At 65.2% G+C, this 19,876-nt stretch carries 14 protein-coding genes; 9 read left to right on the forward strand and 5 right to left on the reverse strand.

Annotated elements, in window-relative coordinates:
• The first annotated feature begins 194 nt into the window (after positions 1-194).
• The 4 genes from xdhA (at position 195) to guaD (ending at position 6,311) form a co-directional block, all read left to right on the forward strand.
• Positions 195-1,649: a xanthine dehydrogenase small subunit gene (gene xdhA / locus ACO6VM_RS21615; protein ID WP_401056341.1), complete on the forward strand. Its 1,455-nt coding sequence runs from the start codon at positions 195-197 to the stop codon at positions 1,647-1,649.
• Positions 1,642-4,041, forward strand: a complete 2,400-nt coding sequence (xdhB, locus tag ACO6VM_RS21620) for a xanthine dehydrogenase molybdopterin binding subunit (RefSeq protein WP_401056343.1) — start codon at positions 1,642-1,644, stop codon at positions 4,039-4,041. Before xdhA ends, xdhB begins: the two co-directional genes overlap by 8 nt.
• A 108-nt stretch (positions 4,042-4,149) precedes the next feature.
• Positions 4,150-4,995 (forward strand): xanthine dehydrogenase accessory protein XdhC, encoded by an 846-nt coding sequence (gene xdhC, locus ACO6VM_RS21625; protein ID WP_110991815.1) that lies wholly within the window; start codon positions 4,150-4,152, stop codon positions 4,993-4,995.
• Between the two features lie 11 nt (positions 4,996-5,006).
• Positions 5,007-6,311 carry a guanine deaminase gene (gene guaD, locus ACO6VM_RS21630; protein WP_401056345.1) on the forward strand — a complete coding sequence of 435 codons (1,305 nt, stop codon included), beginning with the start codon at positions 5,007-5,009 and terminating at the stop codon, positions 6,309-6,311.
• Positions 6,312-6,400: 89 nt separating this feature from the next.
• Here the strand turns inward: guaD and aqpZ are convergent, their stop codons facing one another.
• Complete coding sequence (gene aqpZ, locus ACO6VM_RS21635) at positions 6,401-7,099, reverse strand: aquaporin Z (protein WP_422403805.1); 699 nt, start codon at positions 7,097-7,099, stop codon at positions 6,401-6,403.
• A gap of 230 nt (positions 7,100-7,329) precedes the next feature.
• Positions 7,330-8,085, reverse strand: coding sequence for a GntR family transcriptional regulator (locus tag ACO6VM_RS21640; RefSeq protein ID WP_110991818.1), 756 nt, complete (start codon positions 8,083-8,085; stop codon positions 7,330-7,332).
• A 355-nt stretch (positions 8,086-8,440) separates the two neighbouring features.
• Here ACO6VM_RS21640 and ACO6VM_RS21645 point away from each other — a divergent pair, with 355 nt between their 5' ends.
• The gene (locus ACO6VM_RS21645; protein ID WP_110991819.1) at positions 8,441-9,790 is read left to right on the forward strand and encodes an NCS2 family permease; all 1,350 of its coding nucleotides are present in this window, start codon (positions 8,441-8,443) and stop codon (positions 9,788-9,790) included.
• Between the two features lie 42 nt (positions 9,791-9,832).
• Here the strand turns inward: ACO6VM_RS21645 and ACO6VM_RS21650 are convergent, their stop codons facing one another.
• Positions 9,833-12,229, reverse strand: coding sequence for a sensor domain-containing diguanylate cyclase (locus ACO6VM_RS21650; RefSeq protein WP_401056348.1), 2,397 nt, complete (start codon positions 12,227-12,229; stop codon positions 9,833-9,835).
• Between the two features lie 95 nt (positions 12,230-12,324).
• Complete coding sequence (gene rlmKL, locus ACO6VM_RS21655) at positions 12,325-14,517, reverse strand: bifunctional 23S rRNA (guanine(2069)-N(7))-methyltransferase RlmK/23S rRNA (guanine(2445)-N(2))-methyltransferase RlmL (RefSeq protein WP_401056350.1); 2,193 nt, start codon at positions 14,515-14,517, stop codon at positions 12,325-12,327.
• 550 nt (positions 14,518-15,067) lie between these two features.
• Here rlmKL and rmf point away from each other — a divergent pair.
• Entirely contained in the window at positions 15,068-15,283 is a 216-nt protein-coding gene (rmf, locus tag ACO6VM_RS21660) for a ribosome modulation factor (RefSeq protein WP_023533691.1), read from the forward strand.
• A gap of 95 nt (positions 15,284-15,378) precedes the next feature.
• Here rmf and ACO6VM_RS21665 read toward each other — a convergent pair whose 3' ends face one another.
• Positions 15,379-16,404 carry a quinone-dependent dihydroorotate dehydrogenase gene (locus tag ACO6VM_RS21665; protein WP_110991823.1) on the reverse strand — a complete coding sequence of 342 codons (1,026 nt, stop codon included), beginning with the start codon at positions 16,402-16,404 and terminating at the stop codon, positions 15,379-15,381.
• 126 nt (positions 16,405-16,530) lie between these two features.
• Here ACO6VM_RS21665 and ACO6VM_RS21670 point away from each other — a divergent pair, with 126 nt between their 5' ends.
• From ACO6VM_RS21670 to ACO6VM_RS21680, 3 genes are all read left to right on the forward strand, one after another.
• Positions 16,531-17,745 carry a CmpA/NrtA family ABC transporter substrate-binding protein gene (locus ACO6VM_RS21670; protein WP_422403806.1) on the forward strand — a complete coding sequence of 405 codons (1,215 nt, stop codon included), beginning with the start codon at positions 16,531-16,533 and terminating at the stop codon, positions 17,743-17,745.
• Positions 17,746-17,755: 10 nt separating this feature from the next.
• Positions 17,756-18,331 carry an ANTAR domain-containing response regulator gene (locus ACO6VM_RS21675; protein WP_125859503.1) on the forward strand — a complete coding sequence of 192 codons (576 nt, stop codon included), beginning with the start codon at positions 17,756-17,758 and terminating at the stop codon, positions 18,329-18,331.
• A gap of 325 nt (positions 18,332-18,656) precedes the next feature.
• A complete protein-coding gene (locus tag ACO6VM_RS21680; protein ID WP_422403807.1) occupies positions 18,657-19,868 on the forward strand; it encodes a nitrate/nitrite transporter in 1,212 nt (403 codons plus the stop codon).
• Positions 19,869-19,876: the final 8 nt, after the last annotated feature.

Genomic DNA, 19,876 nt, shown 5'->3' on the forward strand with positions numbered 1-19,876 from the left:
ATCACGTGCTTTGTGCGACTGCCCGGTCAACCCTGTTGCCCGGCGCGAACTATGCTTGAGAAAGGTTCCTTGAGGCGGCTCGAACGTGGCGCAGGCAATTTCTTGACCTTTGAGTCAGAAAATTATTGACCAAGAGGTCAGCCCTTGCTTAGAGTCCGCCCGAACAACAATAAAACCATTGCGAGGCCCTCCCCGTGATCCAGTTTCTCGTCAACCAGGAGCTGCGCAACGAGCATGCCCTGGACCCGAACATGACGGTGCTGCAGTACCTGCGTGAGCACCTGGGCAAACCCGGCACCAAGGAAGGCTGCGCCAGCGGCGACTGCGGCGCCTGCACCGTGGTCGTCGGCGAACTCGTCGCCGACGAACTGGGCAGTGACAGCATCCGCTACCGCAGCCTCAACTCGTGCCTGACGTTTGTCTCTTCCCTTCACGGTAAACAGCTGATCAGCGTAGAAGGCCTCAAACACCAGGGCGAACTGCACAGCGTGCAGAAAGCCATGGCCGATTGCCACGGCTCGCAGTGCGGTTTCTGTACCCCCGGTTTCGTCATGTCGCTGTTCGCCCTGCAGAAAAACAGCGAAGGCCACGACCTGCACCAGGCCCAGGAAGCCCTGGCCGGCAACCTCTGCCGCTGCACCGGTTACCGGCCTATTCTCGACGCTGCCGAGCAGAGCTGCGCCCGCCCCTGCCGCGACCAGTTCGACGCGCAGCAGGCGCAGACCATCGCCCGCCTCAAGGCCATCGCCCCGCAACAGACCGGTGAACTCAACAGCGGCGACAAGCGCTGCCTGGTCCCTCTCACCGTGGCCGACCTGGCCGACCTCTACAGCTCGCACCCCGAGGCGCGCCTGCTGGCCGGCGGTACCGACCTGGCACTGGAAGTCACCCAGTTCCACCGCACCCTGCCGGTGATGATCTACGTCGGCCATGTCGCCGAACTCAAGCGTATCGAAAAGACCGCCACCCACCTGGAAATCGGCGCCGCCACCCCGCTGACCGACTGCTACACCGCCCTGAACGAGGAATACTCCGACTTCGGCGAGCTGCTGCACCGCTTCGCTTCGCTGCAGATCCGCAACCAGGGCACCCTGGGCGGCAACATCGGCAACGCCTCGCCGATCGGTGACTCGCCGCCCCTGCTGATCGCCCTGGATGCGCAGATCGTCCTGCGCCAGGGCGAGCGCCAGCGCACCCTGGCCCTGGAAGACTATTTCATCGACTACCGCATCACTGCCCGTCAGGACAGCGAGTTCATCGAGAAGATCATCGTCCCCCGCGCCACCAGCGACTGGGCGTTCCGCGCCTACAAGGTGTCCAAGCGCCTGGATGACGACATTTCCGCGGTGTGCGCGGCGTTCAACCTGAGCATCGAGAAAGGTGTGGTCAGTGGCGTACGCGTGGCCTTCGGTGGTATGGCCGCGATCCCCAAGCGCGCCCGCGCCTGCGAAGCTGCCCTGCGCGGCAAGCCCTGGAACCAGGCCACCGTCGAGCGTGCCTGCCAGGCCCTGGCCGAAGACTTCACCCCGCTCAGCGACTTCCGCGCCAGCCGCGAGTATCGCCTGCTGACCGCGCAGAACCTGCTGCGCAAGTACTTCATCGAACTGCAATCGCCGCACATCGAAACCCGGGTGACCGACTATGTCTAACCATCACGCCGTCAAGAGCCAGGCCGAGATGGCCGCACTGTTCAGCCAGGACCTGACCACCGGGGTCGGCCGCAGCCTCAAGCACGACAGCGCCGACAAGCATGTGGCGGGCGAGGCGGTGTATATCGACGACCGCCTGGAGTTCCCCAACCAGTTGCACGTCTATGCGCGCACCGCTGACCGTGCCCACGCGCGGATCCTGAGCATCGATACCACGCCGTGCTACCAGTTCGAAGGCGTGCGCATCGCCATCACCCATGAAGACATTCCGGGCCTGAAGGACATCGGCCCGGTGGTGGCCGGCGACCCGCTGCTGGCCATCGACAAGGTCGAGTTCTTCGGCCAGCCGGTGCTCGCCGTCGCTGCCCGCGACCTGGAAACCGCACGCCGCGCGGCCATGGCCGCGATCATCGAGTACGAAGACCTGGAACCAGTGCTCGACGTGGTCGAGGCCCTGCGCAAGAAGCACTTCGTGCTCGACAGCCACACCCACCAGCGCGGCGACTCGGCCAGCGCCCTGGCCAGCGCCCCGCACCGTATCCAGGGCACCCTGCACATCGGTGGCCAGGAGCACTTCTACCTGGAAACCCAGATCAGCTCGGTGATGCCCGCCGAAGACGGCGGCATGATCGTGTTCTGCTCCACCCAGAACCCCACCGAGGTGCAGAAGCTGGTGGCCGAAGTGCTCGACGTGCCGATGCACAAGATCGTCGTCGACATGCGCCGCATGGGTGGCGGCTTCGGCGGCAAGGAAACCCAGGCCGCCAGCCCCGCGTGCCTGTGCGCGGTGATTGCGCGCCTGACCGGCCAGCCGACCAAGATGCGCCTGCCACGGGTCGAAGACATGACCATGACCGGCAAACGTCACCCGTTCTACGTCGAGTACGACGTGGGCTTCGACGACAACGGCCGCCTGCACGGCATCAACTTCGACCTGGCCGGCAACTGCGGCTACTCGCCGGACCTGTCCGGTTCGATCGTCGACCGCGCCATGTTCCACTCCGACAACGCCTACTACCTGGGCGATGCCACGGTACATGGCCACCGCTGCAAGACCAACACTGCCTCCAACACCGCTTACCGCGGCTTCGGCGGCCCACAGGGGATGGTCGCCATCGAGCAGGTGATGGACCATATCGCCCGCCACCTGGCGCTCGACCCACTGGCGGTGCGCAAGGCCAACTACTACGGCAAGACCGATCGCAACGTCACCCACTACTACCAGACCGTCGAGCACAACATGCTCGAGGAGATGACCGCAGAGCTCGAGGCCAGCAGCGACTACCATGAGCGCCGCGAGTCGATCCGCCGTTTCAACGCCAACAGCCCGGTGCTGAAAAAAGGCCTGGCGCTGACCCCGGTGAAGTTCGGTATTTCGTTCACCGCCACCTTCCTCAACCAGGCCGGCGCGCTGATCCACATCTACACCGACGGCAGTATCCACCTGAACCACGGCGGCACCGAGATGGGCCAGGGCCTGAACACCAAGGTTGCCCAGGTGGTGGCAGAAGTGTTCCAGGTGGATTTCAACCGCATCCAGATCACCGCCACCAACACCGACAAGGTGCCCAACACCTCGCCGACCGCCGCGTCCAGCGGCGCCGACCTGAACGGCAAGGCCGCGCAGAACGCCGCCGAAATCCTCAAGAAACGCCTGACCGAGTTCGCCGCGCGGCATTACAACGTCACCGAGGAAGACATCGAGTTCCGCAACGGCCATGTACGCGCCCGCGACCAGATCGTCAGCTTCGAGCAACTGGTACAGCAGGCTTACTTCGCCCAGGTTTCGCTGTCGACCACCGGGTTCTACCGCACGCCGAAGATCTTCTACGACCGCAGCCAGGCACGCGGCCGGCCGTTCTACTACTTCGCCTTCGGCGCCGCCTGCGTCGAGGTGGTGGTGGACACCCTGACCGGTGAATACAAGATGCTGCGCGCCGACATCCTGCATGACGTGGGCGACTCGCTGAACCCGGCCATCGATATCGGCCAGGTCGAGGGCGGCTTCGTCCAGGGCATGGGCTGGCTGACCACCGAAGAACTGGTGTGGAACGCCAAGGGCAAGCTGATGACCAATGGCCCGGCCAGTTACAAGATCCCGGCGGTTGCCGATATGCCGATCGACCTGCGCGTGAAGCTGGTGGAAAACCGCAAGAACCCCGAGGACACGGTGTTCCATTCCAAGGCCGTGGGCGAGCCACCCTTCATGCTCGGCATCGCCGCCTGGTGCGCGATCAAGGACGCGGTGGCGAGCATCGCCGACTACCGCGTGCAGCCGAACATCGACGCGCCGTCGACGCCGGAGCGGGTGCTGTGGGGCTGCGAGCAGATGCGCAAGGCGGTGGCTGCGCAGCAACCTGTGGAGCAGGAACTGGAAAGCATCCATCAGTAAAAGCATCCGTGGGAGCGGGCTTGCCCCGCGATCGGGCGTCAATCATCGCGGGGCAAGTCGGGTCGCCGCACCGCCGCTCCCACGCCAGAACTTGCCGAGGATTCAGACATGCACCAATGGATCAACGCCCTCGCCGATCACCAAGCTCGCGGCGAACCCTGCGTACTGGTGACCATCATCGAAGAGCGCGGCTCCACCCCGCGCAACGCAGGCTCGAAGATGGTGGTCAGCGCCAGCGCGCTGTACGACACCATTGGCGGTGGCCACCTGGAATTCAAGGCGCTGCACATCGCCCGACAGATGCTCGAGGAGCACCGCTACACGCCACACCTGGAGCGTTTCAGCCTGGGTGCCAGCCTCGGCCAGTGCTGCGGCGGTGCCACGGTGCTGTTGTTCGAACCGATGAGCGGCGTGCAGGCACAGATCGCCGTGTTCGGCGCAGGCCATGTCGGCCGGGCTCTGGTACCCTTGCTCGCCGCGCTACCCTGCCGGGTGCGCTGGATCGATTCGCGCGAACAGGAATTCCCCGAGCACATACCCAACGGGGTGAGCAAGATCGTCAGCGAGGAGCCGGTCGACGAAGTCGCGGACCTGCCGCCAGGCAGCTACTGCATCGTCATGACCCACAACCACCAGCTGGATCTGGAACTGACCGCCGCCATTCTCAAACGCAATGATTTCACCTGGTTCGGCCTGATCGGCTCGAAGACCAAACGGGCCAAGTTCGAGCACCGCCTGCGCGAACGCGGCTACGAAGACGCACTGATGGCGCGGATGCGCTGCCCGATGGGCCTGGCCGAAGTGAAGGGCAAGCTGCCGATCGAGATCGCCGTGTCCATCGCTGCCGAAATCATTGCCACCTACAACGCCTGCTTCGGCCAGCACGACAGTGCCGCCAACGCAGGCCAGATTACCCAGTTGCTGCCGCCTTCCCGGCGCAGCCAGACCCTTTGACGAGCGTATTCATGACCGCAACCCGCAAAGCCTACCGAGCCGCCATCCTGCACAGCATCGCCGACCCCGCCGAGGTCGGCCTGGAAGCCTCCCAGGAATACTTCGAGGATGGCCTGCTGGTAATCGACAACGGCCGCATCAAGGCCCTCGGCCACGCCAGCGAGCTGCTGCCGACGCTTGAGGCCGACATCGAGGTGGTGCACTACCAGGATGCCCTGATCACCCCGGGCTTCATCGACACCCATATCCACTTCCCGCAGACCGGCATGATCGGCTCCTACGGCGAACAGCTGCTGGACTGGCTGAACACCTACACCTTCCCCTGCGAGAAGCAGTTCGCCGACAAGGCCCATGCCGACAAGGTGGCGAAGATCTTCCTGCAGGAGCTGCTGCGCAACGGCACCACCACCGCCCTGGTGTTCGGCAGCGTGCACCCCGAGTCGGTCAACGCCCTGTTCGAGGAAGCCGAGCGCCTGGACCTGCGCCTGATCGCCGGCAAGGTGATGATGGACCGCAACGCCCCCGACTACCTGACCGACACCGCCGAATCCGGCTACACCCAGAGCAAGGCGCTGATCGAGCGCTGGCACGGCAAGGGCCGCCTGCACTACGCGGTCACGCCGCGCTTCGCCCCCACCAGCACCCCCGAACAACTGGCTCTGGCCGGCCAACTGCTCAAGGAGCACCCGGGCGTGTACATGCACACCCACCTGTCCGAGAACCTCAAGGAGATCGAGTGGGTGAAGGCGCTGTTCCCCGAGCAGAATGGCTACCTGGATGTCTACGACCACTTCGAGCTGCTCGGCGAGCGCTCGGTGTTCGCCCACGGCGTGCACCTGTGCGACGACGAATGCAAGCGCCTGGCGGAAACCGGCTCGGCCATCGCCTTCTGCCCGACCTCCAACCTGTTCCTGGGCAGCGGCCTGTTCAATCTGCCCCAGGCCGAGCGTTTCAAGGTCAATGTGGGCCTGGGCACCGACGTCGGCGCCGGCACCAGCTTCTCGCTGCTCAACACCCTAAACGAGGCGTACAAGGTGATGCAGCTACAGGGCGCGCGCCTGCACCCGTTCAAGTCGCTGTACCTGGCCACCCTCGGCGGCGCCCGGGCACTGCGCCTGGACGACCGGATCGGCAGCCTGCGCCCAGGCAACGACGCCGACTTCGTGGTGCTCGACTACAAGGCCACGCCGCTGCTGGACTACCGCATCCAGCAGTCCAACAGCATCGAGGAAACCCTGTTCGTGCTGACCACCCTGGGTGACGACCGCACCGTGCGCGAAACCTACGCCGCCGGGCGTTGCGTGCACCAGCGCTAAGACAAGCGCCTGTCATCGCAGGGCAAGCCCGCTCCTACAGTTCTACCGCGTGGGAGCGGGCTTGCCCCGCGATGGATCTTGGCTTGGCGCTAAGGTTGTTTTGCCAGCCCCCGGTAAAGCGCACCGCCGATCGCCGCCCCAATCAGCGGCGCCAACCAGAACAGCCACAGCTGCTGCAGCGCCCAGCCGCCGACGAACAGGGCCGGCCCGGTGCTGCGCGCCGGGTTGACCGAGGTGTTGGTGATGGGAATCGAGATCAGGTGAATCAGGGTCAGCGCCAGGCCAATGGCAATAGGTGCAAAGCCGGCCGGTGCCCGGGCATCGGTGGCGCCCATGATGATCACCAGGAACATCGCGGTCATCACCACCTCACTGGTGAAGCCTGCCGCCAGGGTGTAGCCGCCCGGCGAATGTTCGCCATAGCCGTTCGAGGCCAGGCCGCTGGCCAGTTCGAAGCCGGCCTTGCCACTGGCGATGAAATAGATCACCGCTGCGGCCAGGATGGCGCCGATCACCTGGGCGATCACATAGGGCAGCAGTTCTTTTGCCGGGAATCGCCCGCCCACCACCAACCCGAACGACACCGCCGGGTTGAGGTGACAACCAGAGATATGGCCAATGGCGAACGCCATGGTCAGGACAGTCAGGCCAAACGCGAAGGCGACACCGAGGACGCCGATGCCGACAGGTGAGCTGGCGGCCAGTACCGCGCTGCCGCAACCACCCAGTACCAACCAGAAAGTGCCGACCAGTTCGGCACCCATGCGTACACCGAGGGACGTAGTCATGAACCTCTCCTCAAGCCATTGGACGCAACGTTTTGCGCAAGCCCAACCACATTGAAAAGGGGTTTGCAACTAGTAAATCTATCAGGGATCCGGCAGAAGGCCAGTCACGACAAAGGGCCCATTCGCAAGTAAATCCGCCCCCTCAGGTACGCTACCTTGATCGAAGGCAACGACAGTCCTGTGGGAGCGGGTTTACCCGCGAAAGGGCCCTGAGCTATGCAGGCAAACGATCAACCCTTGGCGGTGGCCTTGGGCTTTTTCAGCAGATGCGAGAACACTGCATGCAGGTCGTCCGACGCGCTTTCCTCGTCGAGGTTGAGCTTGCTGTCGATGTGATCCATGTGATGCATCATCAGGCTTACCGCCTGCTGGGCATCACGGGCCTCGATGGCGTCGATCAGTTGCATGTGCTCGTCGTACGAGCAGTGCGAGCGGTTGCCGCTTTCATACTGGGCGATGATCAGCGAGGTCTGCGAAACCAGGCTGCGCTGGAAGCTCACCAGCGGGGCATTGCCTGCGGCTTCGGCCAGCTTGAGGTGGAATTCGCCGGAAAGGCGGATGCCGGCGCCACGGTCGCCACGGGAGAAGCTGTCACGCTCCTCGCGCACCATCTGGCGCAATTCGTTGAGCTGCTCGAGGGTGGCGTGCTGCACGGCCAGCTCGGTGATTGCACGTTCGACCATGCGCCGCGAGAAGAACACCTGGCGCGCTTCTTCCACCGTGGGGCTGGCCACTACCGCGCCGCGGTTGGGCCGCAGCAGCACCACGCTTTCATGGGCCAGGCGCGACAGCGCACGACGGATGATGGTACGGCTGACGCCGAAGATCTCGCCCAGTGCCTCCTCGCTCAACTTGGTGCCCGGCGCCAGGCGCTGCTCGAGGATCGCCTCGAAGATGTGCGCGTAGACGATGTCGTCCTGGGTACCGCTGCGGCCGGCCTTGCCAGTGCGCACAGGTTTTTTCAGAGGTTGCAGCTGTTCGTTCATGGGCTCTCGAGCACAAGGGATCTGCCAGTCGGACCGTGACTGTACTACCTGTCAGCGGGTGGAGGGCAAGTCCTGGAAGTAGGTGGTGGACCAAGGTATGGCGCCATTGTACACAGGCTGACCCGTTTCTGCAGGGGGCCTTTAACCTATATAGCCGTTGTACGGCAGTTTGTGCGCACAAAAGATAAAACATTATTTGCATTCTTTGTACACAAAAGCATAATCCTGCGAGCAACTTCCTGACCCGCAAGTCAACAAAATGGTCGGACGTCTGCCACACCCCCTCGCGGAGCCCCCAAGTGCATTGCTCAGGACCAGGCTTCGAACAACAAGAAAGACTTGAGGAGTACTCGCTGTGGAAAGCCGCAAATCCGAAGCCCCTACGCTGGATATCGCTGCGCCGCCCGAAACGGGTTGGCTGGAGCGGATTTTCAAACTGAAGCGACATGGCACAACCGTCCGCACCGAACTGATAGCCGGGGTGACCACCTTCATCACCATGGCCTACATCATCTTCGTCAACCCCAACATCATGGCCGACGCCGGCATCGATCACGGGGCGGCCTTCGTCGCCACCTGCATCGCCGCGGCGCTGGGCTGCCTGCTGATGGGCCTGTACGCCAACTGGCCGGTGGGCCTGGCGCCCGGCATGGGCCTCAACGCCTTCTTCACCTACACCGTGGTCGGCACCATGGGCTACACCTGGCAGGCCGCGCTGGGTGCGGTGTTCATCTCGGGCGTGCTGTTCATGTTCCTCACCCTGTCACGGGTGCGCGAGTGGCTGCTCAACAGCATCCCGGTGAGCCTGCGCCATGCCATGGGGGCCGGCGTCGGATTGTTCCTCGGGCTGATCGGCCTGAAAACCGCAGGCATCGTCGTCGACAGCCCGGCCACCCTGATCAAGCTCGGCTCGCTGCATGAGCCCGGCCCGCTGCTTGCGGCCGTGTGCTTCCTGATGATCGCGATCCTCAGCTACAAACGGGTGTTCGGTGCGATCCTCATCAGCATCATCAGCGTCACCCTGGCCGGCTGGGGCCTGGGGCTGGTCAAGTTCGGCGGGGTGATGTCGATGCCACCGAGCCTGGCGCCGACCTGGATGGCGATGGATGTGGCGGGCGTGTTCAACGTCAGCATGATCAGCGTGGTCTTCGCCTTCCTGTTCGTGCATATGTTCGACACCGCCGGCACCCTGATGGGCGTCGCCCAGCGCGCCGGCCTGGTAGCGGCCGACGGGCGCATCGAGAACCTGTCGCGGGCGCTGAAGGCCGACAGTGCCTCCAGCGTGTTCGGTGCCGCGGTGGGCGTGCCACCGGTCACCAGCTACGTCGAGAGCGCCGCAGGCGTGGCCGCCGGTGGCCGCACCGGGCTGACGGCCGTGGTGGTTGGCCTGCTGTTCGTCGCCGCGATGTTCTTCGCGCCGCTGGCGGGCATGATCCCGGCCTATGCCACCGCCGGTGCGCTGATCTATGTGGCGATGCTGATGATGGGCAGCATGGCGCATATCGAATGGGACGAAGCCACCGACAGCATCCCGGCGATCGTCACGGTGATCATGATGCCGTTGACCTTCTCGGTCGCTGACGGCATCGCCCTGGGCTTCATCAGCTATGTGGCACTGAAGGCAGGTACCGGCAAGTTGAAGGAAGTTTCGCCGAGCCTGTGGGTGCTCAGCGTGATCTTCATCGCCAAGTTCGTGTTCCTGTAAAGCGCTGACACCCTGGCCTGGCGCTGGTGCCGGGCCAGGGTGTCATGCAAGCTCCGCCTCGACCCGATCCCGGCCGCCCTGCTTGGCCGCATACACCCCCGCATCCGCCCGCAGCAACAGCGCATCGGCCCCCTCCCCGTCGCGCCAGCCTGCCACCCCGAAGCTCGCCGTCACCCGCCCGACACCCTCGATCGGCACATTGCGCACGCCCTGCCACAGCTCCAGCGCCAGCAACCGCGCCTGCTCGGCATTGCTGCCCGGGCACAGCACCATGAACTCCTCGCCGCCCAACCGGCAGAACACGTCAGTGCGCCGCAAACGCTGGCTGATGCGCTGGCACAGGCTGCGCAGCACCAGGTCGCCCACCGCGTGGCCGAACTGGTCGTTGATCCGTTTGAAATGGTCGATATCGAGCATGATCACCGCCAGGTCCAGCCCGTCCCGCTGGGCTCGGTCGAGCTCATTGCGCAGGCGCTCCTGGAAATAGCGGCGGTTGTGAATACCGGTAAGGGAATCGGTGATCGACAGCGCGCGCAGTTCCTCCTCCACCCGTTTAAGGTCGGAGATATCGGTCAGGTAGCCATGCCAGAGGGTGCAACCGTGGTCGCCGATTTCCGGCGTTGCCTCGCCGCGCACCCAGCGCAGGCCGGCCCGGGGCAGGCACACCCGGTACTCCTCGCGCCAGGGTGTCAGGTGCTCGGCGGAATACCGCACCGAACGCCGCACCCGCTCCAGATCGTCGGGATGGATGCGCTCGAACACCACCGTGGCGTCCTGCTGCAGCAGCGCCAGGTCGACTTCATAGATGTCGTGCAGGCCTTGGCTGGCATAAGGGAAACACGAGCGCCCGTCGGCATCCAGGCGGTACTGGTAAATGCCGCCGGGCACCTCGGCACTGAGCTTCTCCAGCAATCGATCGCGCGCTGCCAGCGCCTCGTGCACTCGACGCCGCTCGGTGACGTCAATGCAGATCGCCAGGTAGCCCACCCACAGCCCCTGCTCATCGAGGACTGCGGTCACCAGCATGTTGGCCAGCAGGTGGCTGCCATCCTTGCGCACCAGGGTCCATTCGCCGGGCTCCGCGCCGCCCTCCTGCACGGTCTCGGCGAACATCGCCTGGCCCGCGCCCACCTCGCGCCCATAACGCAGGCTCAGGGCATGGGCGCGACGATGCAGCTCTTCGGGCTGCACCAGGTCCTCGAGGGTGAGCACGCCCAGCGCTTCCTCGGCCGAATAGCCAAGCAGGCGTTCGGCACCGGCATTGAAAGTACCGATCACGCCCTTGAGGCTGGTGGCGATGATCGCCACCTGAGTCGCGGCGTCGAGCACACTGCGCAGCTGGTTGTGGGTTTCACGCAACGACTGCTCGCTGATGCGCAGCTCGGTGGTACGCCGGGCCACCAGATCCAGGGCACGCTGGCGCTGGCTGAACAGGCTGTACAGCAAGGTCGCCAGCAACAGGCTGAGCAAACCGCCGAGCAGGCCGACCACCTGCACCGCCGCCGACCGGTTGGCGGCCATGAAACCCACGCTGGGGCGGATGTCGAGCTGGTAGTGGTGATCGGCCAGGTGCAGCAGGTGGGTGCTGGCCAGGGCCATGCGCGCCATCTGGTTGCCAGAATCGAACAGTACTTCGTGGCCAGCATCGGTGGACAGATCGAGGATCCTTACCACCAGGTTGTCGTCCGCCACCGTCGGCAAGCTCTCAACGATCAACTGCCGCAGGCTGAGCAGCGCCATGACATAGCCGCTGGGTGGGCCACCGACCGGCACCGATTCGGCGAACACCGGCGCCACCATCAGCAGGCCACGGCTGTAGGCCGGGTCGACGCTGAGCATGTCCAGCGGCTCGGACACCGCCATGCTGCCGGGGACCATGGCCCTGGCCAGGGTCGCCGCGCGTTTCGGCTGGCCAAGCAGGTCCAGGCCATAGGGCTGCCCCTGCTGGCTGGAAGCCTGGTTGTACAGCACCGGGTAGTAGTGGTCGCGCGCGGGAGCTGCCTGCCAGCCGCCTTGCGCGCCCTGGTCACGGATCTGGTAGCGCTGCGCCAGCAAATCGCTGGCGCGCTGCTCGAAGGCTTCACGTTGCCCTGCTTCCACCCGTGGCGCCCAGGAATAGGCCTGGGTGCGGTGCAGCAGCGGGCGGGCATAGCCGTCGAACTCGCGGGGGGTGATTTCGTTGGAGAAGTCGAAGAACCGGCGCAGGCCATCCAGGCGCTGCTCCTGTTCCTGGAAACGCTCGGCGATACGGCTGTAGCGCTCGCCGGCCAGCAGTTCGAAGCGTTGGCGCAACTGCTGCTTGTAGAAGCTCTGGGTGGCAATGGCCAATGCAGCCGTGAGCAGGCCGCCGGCGACCAGCGCCGCCAGGGCCACGCCCCAGGCCGTCAGCTCGTCACCGAGCAGGCCAAACCACTTCGCAGGTACACCCGCATTCGCCATAAAGGACTCTCGACAACATCAGCGTCCTGCGAATGGATTAACCCTTAAGTGCTTTATAGCCACTGGCCAGCAGTCGCGCAATGTACCTCATCGTCTCAGCGCAGACGCAGTTGCCAGGCGCGGTGGATGCGGTTGTTGCGGGCGAAGTCCGGGTCCAGGGTCTGGGCGCTGATTTCCTCCACCGCATAACGCGTCGCCAGGTGCTCGTCGAGCTGGAACTTGCGGAAGTTGTTGGAGAAATACAGCACCCCGCCCGGCGCCAGGCGAGCCATGGCCAGGTCCAGCAGCTCGACATGGTCACGCTGCACGTCGAACACACCTTCCATGCGCTTGGAGTTGGAGAAGGTCGGCGGGTCGATGAAGATCATGTCGTAGCTGTCCGTGGCGCTCTGCAGCCAGGCCATGACATCGCCCTGCTCCAGGCGGTTGCGCTCGGAGAAGCCGTTCAGCGACAGGTTGCGCCGCGCCCAGTCCAGGTAGGTTTTCGACAGGTCGACGCTGGTGGTGCTGCGCGCGCCGCCCTTGGCCGCGTGCACGGTGGCCGTGGCGGTGTAGCAGAACAGGTTGAGGAAACGCTTGCCTTCGGCCTCGCGCTGGATGCGCATGCGCATCGGGCGGTGGTCGAGGAACAGGCCGGTGTCCAGGTAATCGGTGAGGTTGACCAGCAGCTTGACGCCGCCTTCGCTGACTTCCTGGAAGCGCCCTTCGGTGGCCTGGCGTTCGTACTGGCGCGTGCCGCTCTGGCGCTCACGGCGCTTGAGCACCACGCGCTGCTGATCGACACCCAGCGCCTGGGGAATGGCCGCCAGGGCATCGAGCAGGCGCGCCTGGGCCTTGTCCGGGTCGATGGAACGCGGCGCGGCGTATTCCTGCACATGCACCCAGTCGTGGTACAGGTCGACCGCCACGGCGTACTCAGGCATGTCGGCATCGTAGACGCGGTAGCAGTCGATTTTTTCGCGGCGGGCCCATTTGCCCAGCTGCTTGAAGTTCTTCTGCAGGCGGTTGGCGAACATCTGCGCGCCTTCGGACAGGCGCGCCGGCTCGCTGGCCTGCGGCGCCGGGCGACGCTCCTGGCCTTCTTCAACCTGGGCCTGGCGACGCTCGCCGGTGACGAACTGGTCGGGCTGCAACTTGAACAGCAGCAGTTTGCAAGGCAATGCGCCGTTCCAGAACGCGTACTGCTTGTGGCTACGGATACCCATGCGCTTGCCCAGCTCCGGCGCGCCGGTAAACACCGCCGCTTCCCAGCCCATGCAGGCCTGGCGCAGGCGCTCGCCAAGGTTCTGGTAGAGGTACAGCAGACTGGCTTCATCACCCAGCCGCTCGCCATAGGGCGGGTTGCTGATCACCAGGCCTTTCTGGTTCTGGTCCGGGCGCGGCTCGAAGCTGGCCACCTCGCCCTGGTAGATCTTCACCCAGTCACCCAGGCCTGCGCGCTCGACGTTGTTGCGCCCCGGCTGGATCAGCCGCGGGTCGGCTTCGTAGCCGCGAATCCACAGCGGCGGCTTGGCCAGGCCGGCCTGGGCACGGGCCTGGGCTTCTTCGTGCAGCTTGCGCCACAGCGCCGGCACATGGCCGAGCCAGGCGCTGAAACCCCAGCGCTCGCGCTTGAGGTTAGGGGCCATGTCGGCGGCGATCATCGCCGCCTCGACCAGGAAGGTACCCACACCGCACATCGGGTCGGCCAGGGCGCCGCCCTGGGCGGCAATGCGCGGCCAGCCGGCGCGGATCAACACCGCCGCCGCCAAGTTTTCCTTGAGCGGCGCCGCGCCTTGCTGCAGGCGGTAGCCGCGCTGGTGCAGGCTGTGGCCGGACAGGTCCAGGGAGAGGATCGCCTCGCCACGGTCCAGGCGCAGGTGCACGCGCACATCCGGGTCGATTTTTTCCACCGACGGGCGCAGGCCCTCACGGTTGCGCAGCTTGTCGACGATCGCATCCTTGACCTTCAGCGCGCCGAAGTGGGTGTTGTCGATGCCCGAGCCATGGCCGCTGAACTCCACCGCCAGGGTGCCATCGGCTGCCAGGTGGTCGGCCCAATCCACCGCGTTGACCCCGTCATAGAGGTCATCGGCGTTCTTCATCGGGAAGCGCTTGAGCACCAGCAGCACGCGGTTGGCCAGGCGCGACCAGAGGCACAGGCGGTAGGCGGTTTCCATGTCGGCCTCGCCGCGGATGGCCGAGGTGTGCTCACGCACCTCGGTCAGGCCCAGCTCCCGGGCCTCTTCGACGAGCAGGCCTTCGAGGCCCTTGGGGCAGGTGAGATAAAGTTCGATACGGTCCGACATGGGTAATCCAGAGCCTTTGGCTAAGTAGATGGCAGCCGACGCATCGGCCTGCCGAGGTTTTCCCGCACGCCCTTTCAGCAGGCGCCCGGGTGGCCCGCGAGCGGTCTCGCCAGGCCTGGCCGCCCGACGCAACCGACCTTCGCCGGGTGGCGAAAGAGGCTTTGATCGTCGAGCAGTATGAAAATTCGCGCACTGCGGGCCCAGATGTGACCCTTCGTCGCATTACCAATTATTACAAGCCATCGACCAGACACGCTGGCCAATTGACGTCAAAGCTGACTAAACCCTGATCATAGCGGGCCCAACGGCAAACAAGGTTGAGTCGCATTTATTTACTTATCCTTTCACCCTCGGAAAGGTTACGTCCTTATGACAAAACGATCATTCACACTGTGACTCGCATTCGTTAGAACTGATCTCAGGTCGCTTCGCAACGGGGCGACACCTTCAGCCCGCCACGCCGGCAGCGGGCGCACACCGGCAGAACGATTCTGCCCGGCCTCGTAGAGGCCGACGGGACATTACAGTCAACAAGTGAGGGCAACACCCTATGAGAAGACTTAAGCGTGATCCGTTGGAAAGAGCATTTTCACGTGGCTACCAGTATGGGGTCACCGGCAAATCCCGCGAACTTTGCCCATTTACTCTACCTTCCGTACGCCAAGCCTGGATCAACGGCTGGCGCGAAGGTCGCGGCGATAACTGGGACGGCATGACCGGCACCGCTGGCATCCATAGACTCAACGAAAATCACGCCGTTGGCTGATCGAGGACACTGAATTCGAGTTACCATGCGCGCCCCATCCGGGCGGCGGGCTACGGCCCAGGGGGCCCCATGCGGGGCCCCTTTTTTATGGCCGCTTATTGCCGAGGCATGGCCGCGATGGCATCCACCGCCTCGCGGATCAGCGCCGGGCCCTTATAGATGAAGCCCGAGTAAATCTGCACCAGGCTTGCACCGGCGGCGATCTTCTCAGCCGCGTGACGGCCTTCGGTGATGCCACCGGCGGCGATGATCGGCAGCTTGCCACCCAGCTCACCCGCCAGCACTTTCACTGTGTGGGTGCTCTTTTCCAGCACCGGCGCACCCGACAGGCCGCCCGCCTCGCCACCGAACGGCAGCCCTTCGACACCCTCACGGCCCAGGGTGGTGTTGGTGGCGATCACCGCGTCCATCCCCGACTCCATCAGCGCAGCAGCCACCAGCGCGGTTTCTTCATCGCTCATGTCCGGGGCGATCTTGATCGCCAGTGGCACGCGCTTGCCGTTGCTCACCGCCAACTGCTCACGGCGCTCGGCCAGGGCATCGAGCAACTGCTTGAGCGAGTCACCGAACTGCAGCGAACGCAGGCCCGGGGTGTTCGGTGAGCTGACGTTGACGGTGATGTAGCTGGCGTCGTTGTAGACCTTCTCCAGGCAGATCAGGTAATCGTCCTGGGCCCGCTCGACCGGGGTGTCGAAGTTCTTGCCGATGTTGATACCCAGCACGCCGGTGTAGCGTGCGGCCCGCACCCGCGCCAGCAGGTGGTCGACGCCCATGTTGTTGAAGCCCATGCGGTTGATGATCGCGGTGGCTTCCGGCAGGCGGAACAGCCGTGGCTTGGGGTTGCCCGGCTGCGGGCGCGGGGTGATGGTGCCGATCTCGACGAAACCGAAGCCCAGCTGGGCAAAACCGTCGATGGCCGCGCCATTCTTGTCCAGGCCAGCGGCCAGGCCCACCGGGTTGGCGAAGTTCAAGCCCATGACGCTCACCGGCAACGCCGCCGGCTGCTTGCACAGCAGGCCGTTGAGGCCAAGGCGGCCACCGGCACCGATCAGGTCCAGCGACAGGTCGTGGGAGGTTTCCGGGGAGAGCTTGAACAGCAGCTGGCGGGCCAGGGTATACATGGGCGGGCGAACTCGCGGTGTGTGAGGGGTGCGATTATAGCCAGCGCATCGCCGGGGCGACAGGGCCATGGCACATGGGTTGCTTCAACAACCCATGCAGCCCCCGCAGAACGCCCGAGGATCCACGTGAATACAGCTCCCCCGACATCGCCACTGGCCTGGGTCAAAGGCAGCGACGCACCGGAAAAACCCAGCCTGAACATCGGTTTCATGGCCCTGAGTGATTGCGCTTCGGTGGTGGTCGCTGCCACCCAGGGCTTCGCCCAGCAACAGGGCCTTACCCTCAACCTGCAGCGCCAGGCCTCCTGGGCCGGGCTGCGCGACAGGCTGGTCAGTGGCGAACTGGACGCTGCGCACTGCCTGTACGGCCTGGTCTACGCCGTGCAGTTGGGCGTGGGCGGCGGGCCGGCCAGTGACATGGCGGTGCTCATGGGCCTGAACCAGAACGCCCAGGCCATCAACCTGTCCGCGGCCTTGCAGCGCAAAGGCGTGACCAACCCCGAGGCACTGGCGCGGCTGGCGCACCAGAGCGGTGCGCGCCTGACCTTCGCCCAGACCTTCCCCACCGGCACCCACGCCATGTGGCTGTATTACTGGCTGGCCAGCCAGGGCATCCACCCCTTGCATGACGTCAACAGCGTGGTGGTGCCGCCGGCACAGATGGTCGCCCACTTGCAGGCCGGGCGCATCGATGGCTTTTGTGTCGGCGAGCCGTGGTCAGCCGAGGCCATCGCCCAGGGCCAGGGCTTCACCCTCGCCACCAGCCAGTCGATCTGGCCGGACCACCCGGAAAAGGTCCTGGCCTGCGCGCGCAGTTTCGCCGAGCAATACCCAAACAGCGCACGCGCCCTGGTCAAGGCGATCCTCGCCGCCAGCCGCTTCATCGAAAGCAGCACCGAGAACCGTCGCGGCGCCGCTCAGTTGCTCAGTGGCAGCGCCTACCTGGACACCCCGGCCAGCAGCATCGAGCCACGCCTGCTGGGCGATTACCAGGACGGCCTGGGCAACCGTTGGCAAGACCGCCATGCCCTGCGCCTGTTCGACCAGGGGCGGGCCAACCTGCCCTACCTGTCCGACGGCATGTGGTTCATGACCCAGTTCCGCCGCTGGGGCATCCTGCGCGACGACCCGGACTACCTCGCCGTGGCGCGTCAGGTCCAGCAACTGGCGCTGTACCGTGAGGCCGCCGACGCACTGGGCGTGCCCTGCGCCGACCTGCCGATGCGCAGCAGCCAGCTGATCGACGGTAGCCGCTGGGACGGCAGCGATCCGTATGGCTACGCGCGCAGCTTCAAGCTGCACGCCCTGGACGCGGCGCCCGACGCCCGCGTCGGCCTGTGAGGAGCCGACCATGCTGCGCATCCTGCTGATCGACGATACCGAAAAGAAAGTCGGCCGCCTCAAGGCCGCATTGGTCGAGGCCGGCTTCGATGTGATCGAAGCCCCTGGACTGACCATCGACCTGCCGGCCTGCGTCGAAACGGTGCACCCCGACGTGGTGCTGATCGATACCGAGTCACCGGGCCGCGATGTGATGGAGCAAGTGGTGCTGGTCAGCCGCGACCGGCCCCGCCCCATCGTGCTGTTCACTGACGAACACGACCCGGGGGTGATGCGCCAGGCGATCCAGGCCGGGGTCAGCGCCTACATCGTCGAAGGCATCCATGCCGCGCGCCTGCAGCCGATCCTCGACGTGGCCATGGCCCGCTTCGAAAGCGACCAGGCGCTCAAGGCCCAGTTGCTGGCCCGCGACCTGCAGCTGGCCGAGCGCAAGCGCATCGAGCAGGCAAAGGGCTTGCTGATGAAGATGAAAGACTGCAACGAAGAGCAGGCCTACACCCTGATGCGGCGCCAGGCCATGAGCCGCCAGCAGAAGCTGATCCAGGTGGCCGAACAGATCATCGCCATGTCGGAGATGCTCGGCTGAAGGCCAGCCCTGAAAGGCGCAAGAGCAGGCTTGCCTAGAAGGCGTGGGAGCGGCGGTGCGCCGATGCGACTTGCCCCGCGATGACGTAAGGTGCGCCATCCCGTGTTGCTACGGCTGGCGCCATCGCGGGGCAAGCCCGCTCCCACGCCCCCTGTAAAAACCGGCAGGCAACATTGGCCCGCCTCTTGCTCAGTCAAACCCAGGTAGCCAACGGCGGTTGCCCCCATACCTCGACAAAGACGTCGCTCCCCCTCCACGCCAGTGGACCGGGCAGCGGCGTCTTTTTCGTTTCCGCCCCTGTGTTGCACGCCGAACGAGGTGTTCGATGAATACGAGCTTCTGGAAATCCGGGCATGTGCCCACCCTGTTCGCTGCCTTCCTGTATTTCGACCTGAGCTTCATGGTCTGGTACCTGCTCGGCCCCATGGCGGTGCAGATCGCCACCGACTTGCAACTGAGCGCCCAGCAACGCGGCCTGATGGTCGCCACGCCAATCCTTGCCGGTGCGCTGCTGCGCTTCGCCATGGGCCTGCTGGTCGATCGCCTGTCGCCCAAGACCGCCGGCTTGATCGGCCAGGTAGTGGTGATCGTCGCCCTGGCCTGCGCCTGGCACCTGGGCGTGCACAGCTTCGAGCAGGTGCTGCTGCTGGGCGTGTTCCTCGGCGTTGCCGGTGCGTCGTTCGCCGTTTCGCTGCCCCTGGCGTCGCAGTGGTACCCACCCCAGCACCAGGGCAAGGCCATGGGCATCGCCGGCGCCGGCAACTCCGGCACCGTGTTCGCCGCGCTGCTGGCGCCAGTGCTGGCAGCGGCCTACGGCTGGAACAACGTGTTCGGTTTCGCCCTGCTGCCGCTGGTGCTGACCCTGGTGCTGTTCGCCCTGCTGGCCCGCAACGCACCCGAACGGCCAAAACCCAAGGCCATGGCCGATTACCTCAAAGCGCTGGGTGACCGCGACAGCTGGTGGTTCATGTTCTTCTACAGCGTCACCTTCGGCGGTTTCATCGGCCTGGCCAGCACCCTGCCCGGCTACTTCAACGACCAGTACGGCCTGAGCCCGGTGACCGCCGGCTACTACACCGCGGCCTGCGTGTTCGCCGGCAGCCTGATGCGCCCGCTGGGCGGCGCCCTGGCCGACCGCTTCGGTGGCATCCGCACCCTGCTGGGCATGTACAGCGTGGCGGCGGTGTGCATTGCCGCAGTCGGCTTCAACCTGCCCAGCGCCGCAGCGGCACTGGCCCTGTTCGTCAGCGCCATGCTCGGGTTGGGCGCCGGCAATGGCGCGGTGTTCCAGCTGGTGCCACAGCGCTTTCGCCAGGAGATCGGGGTGATGACCGGGCTGATCGGCATGGCCGGCGGTATCGGTGGTTTCCTGCTGGCCGCAGGCCTGGGCACCGTCAAGCAACACACCGGCGACTACCAGATGGGCCTGTGGCTGTTCGCCAGCCTGGGCCTGCTCGCCTGGTTCGGCCTGCACGGCGTCAAGCAGCGCTGGCGCACCACCTGGGGCTCGGCGGCAGTCACTGCGGCGCGGGTCTGAGTGGCCGC

The sequence above is a fragment of the Pseudomonas sp. GZD-209 genome, from assembly GCF_049310485.1.
In the GTDB taxonomy this organism is placed as follows: domain Bacteria; phylum Pseudomonadota; class Gammaproteobacteria; order Pseudomonadales; family Pseudomonadaceae; genus Aquipseudomonas; species Aquipseudomonas sichuanensis.

Coding starts and splice junctions, on each gene's coding strand:
- ACO6VM_RS21640 (WP_110991818.1), bottom strand. CDS start 8,085: ATGAACGAACAGCTGCAACCTCTGAAAAAACCTGTGCGCACTGGCAAG.
- ACO6VM_RS21680 (WP_422403807.1), top strand. CDS start 18,657: ATGAATACGAGCTTCTGGAAATCCGGGCATGTGCCCACCCTGTTCGCT.
- rlmKL (WP_401056350.1), bottom strand. CDS start 14,517: ATGTCGGACCGTATCGAACTTTATCTCACCTGCCCCAAGGGCCTCGAA.
- aqpZ (WP_422403805.1), bottom strand. CDS start 7,099: ATGACTACGTCCCTCGGTGTACGCATGGGTGCCGAACTGGTCGGCACT.
- xdhC (WP_110991815.1), top strand. CDS start 4,150: ATGCACCAATGGATCAACGCCCTCGCCGATCACCAAGCTCGCGGCGAA.
- ACO6VM_RS21665 (WP_110991823.1), bottom strand. CDS start 16,404: ATGTATACCCTGGCCCGCCAGCTGCTGTTCAAGCTCTCCCCGGAAACC.
- rmf (WP_023533691.1), top strand. CDS start 15,068: ATGAGAAGACTTAAGCGTGATCCGTTGGAAAGAGCATTTTCACGTGGC.
- guaD (WP_401056345.1), top strand. CDS start 5,007: ATGACCGCAACCCGCAAAGCCTACCGAGCCGCCATCCTGCACAGCATC.
- ACO6VM_RS21650 (WP_401056348.1), bottom strand. CDS start 12,229: ATGGCGAATGCGGGTGTACCTGCGAAGTGGTTTGGCCTGCTCGGTGAC.
- ACO6VM_RS21675 (WP_125859503.1), top strand. CDS start 17,756: ATGCTGCGCATCCTGCTGATCGACGATACCGAAAAGAAAGTCGGCCGC.
- xdhB (WP_401056343.1), top strand. CDS start 1,642: ATGTCTAACCATCACGCCGTCAAGAGCCAGGCCGAGATGGCCGCACTG.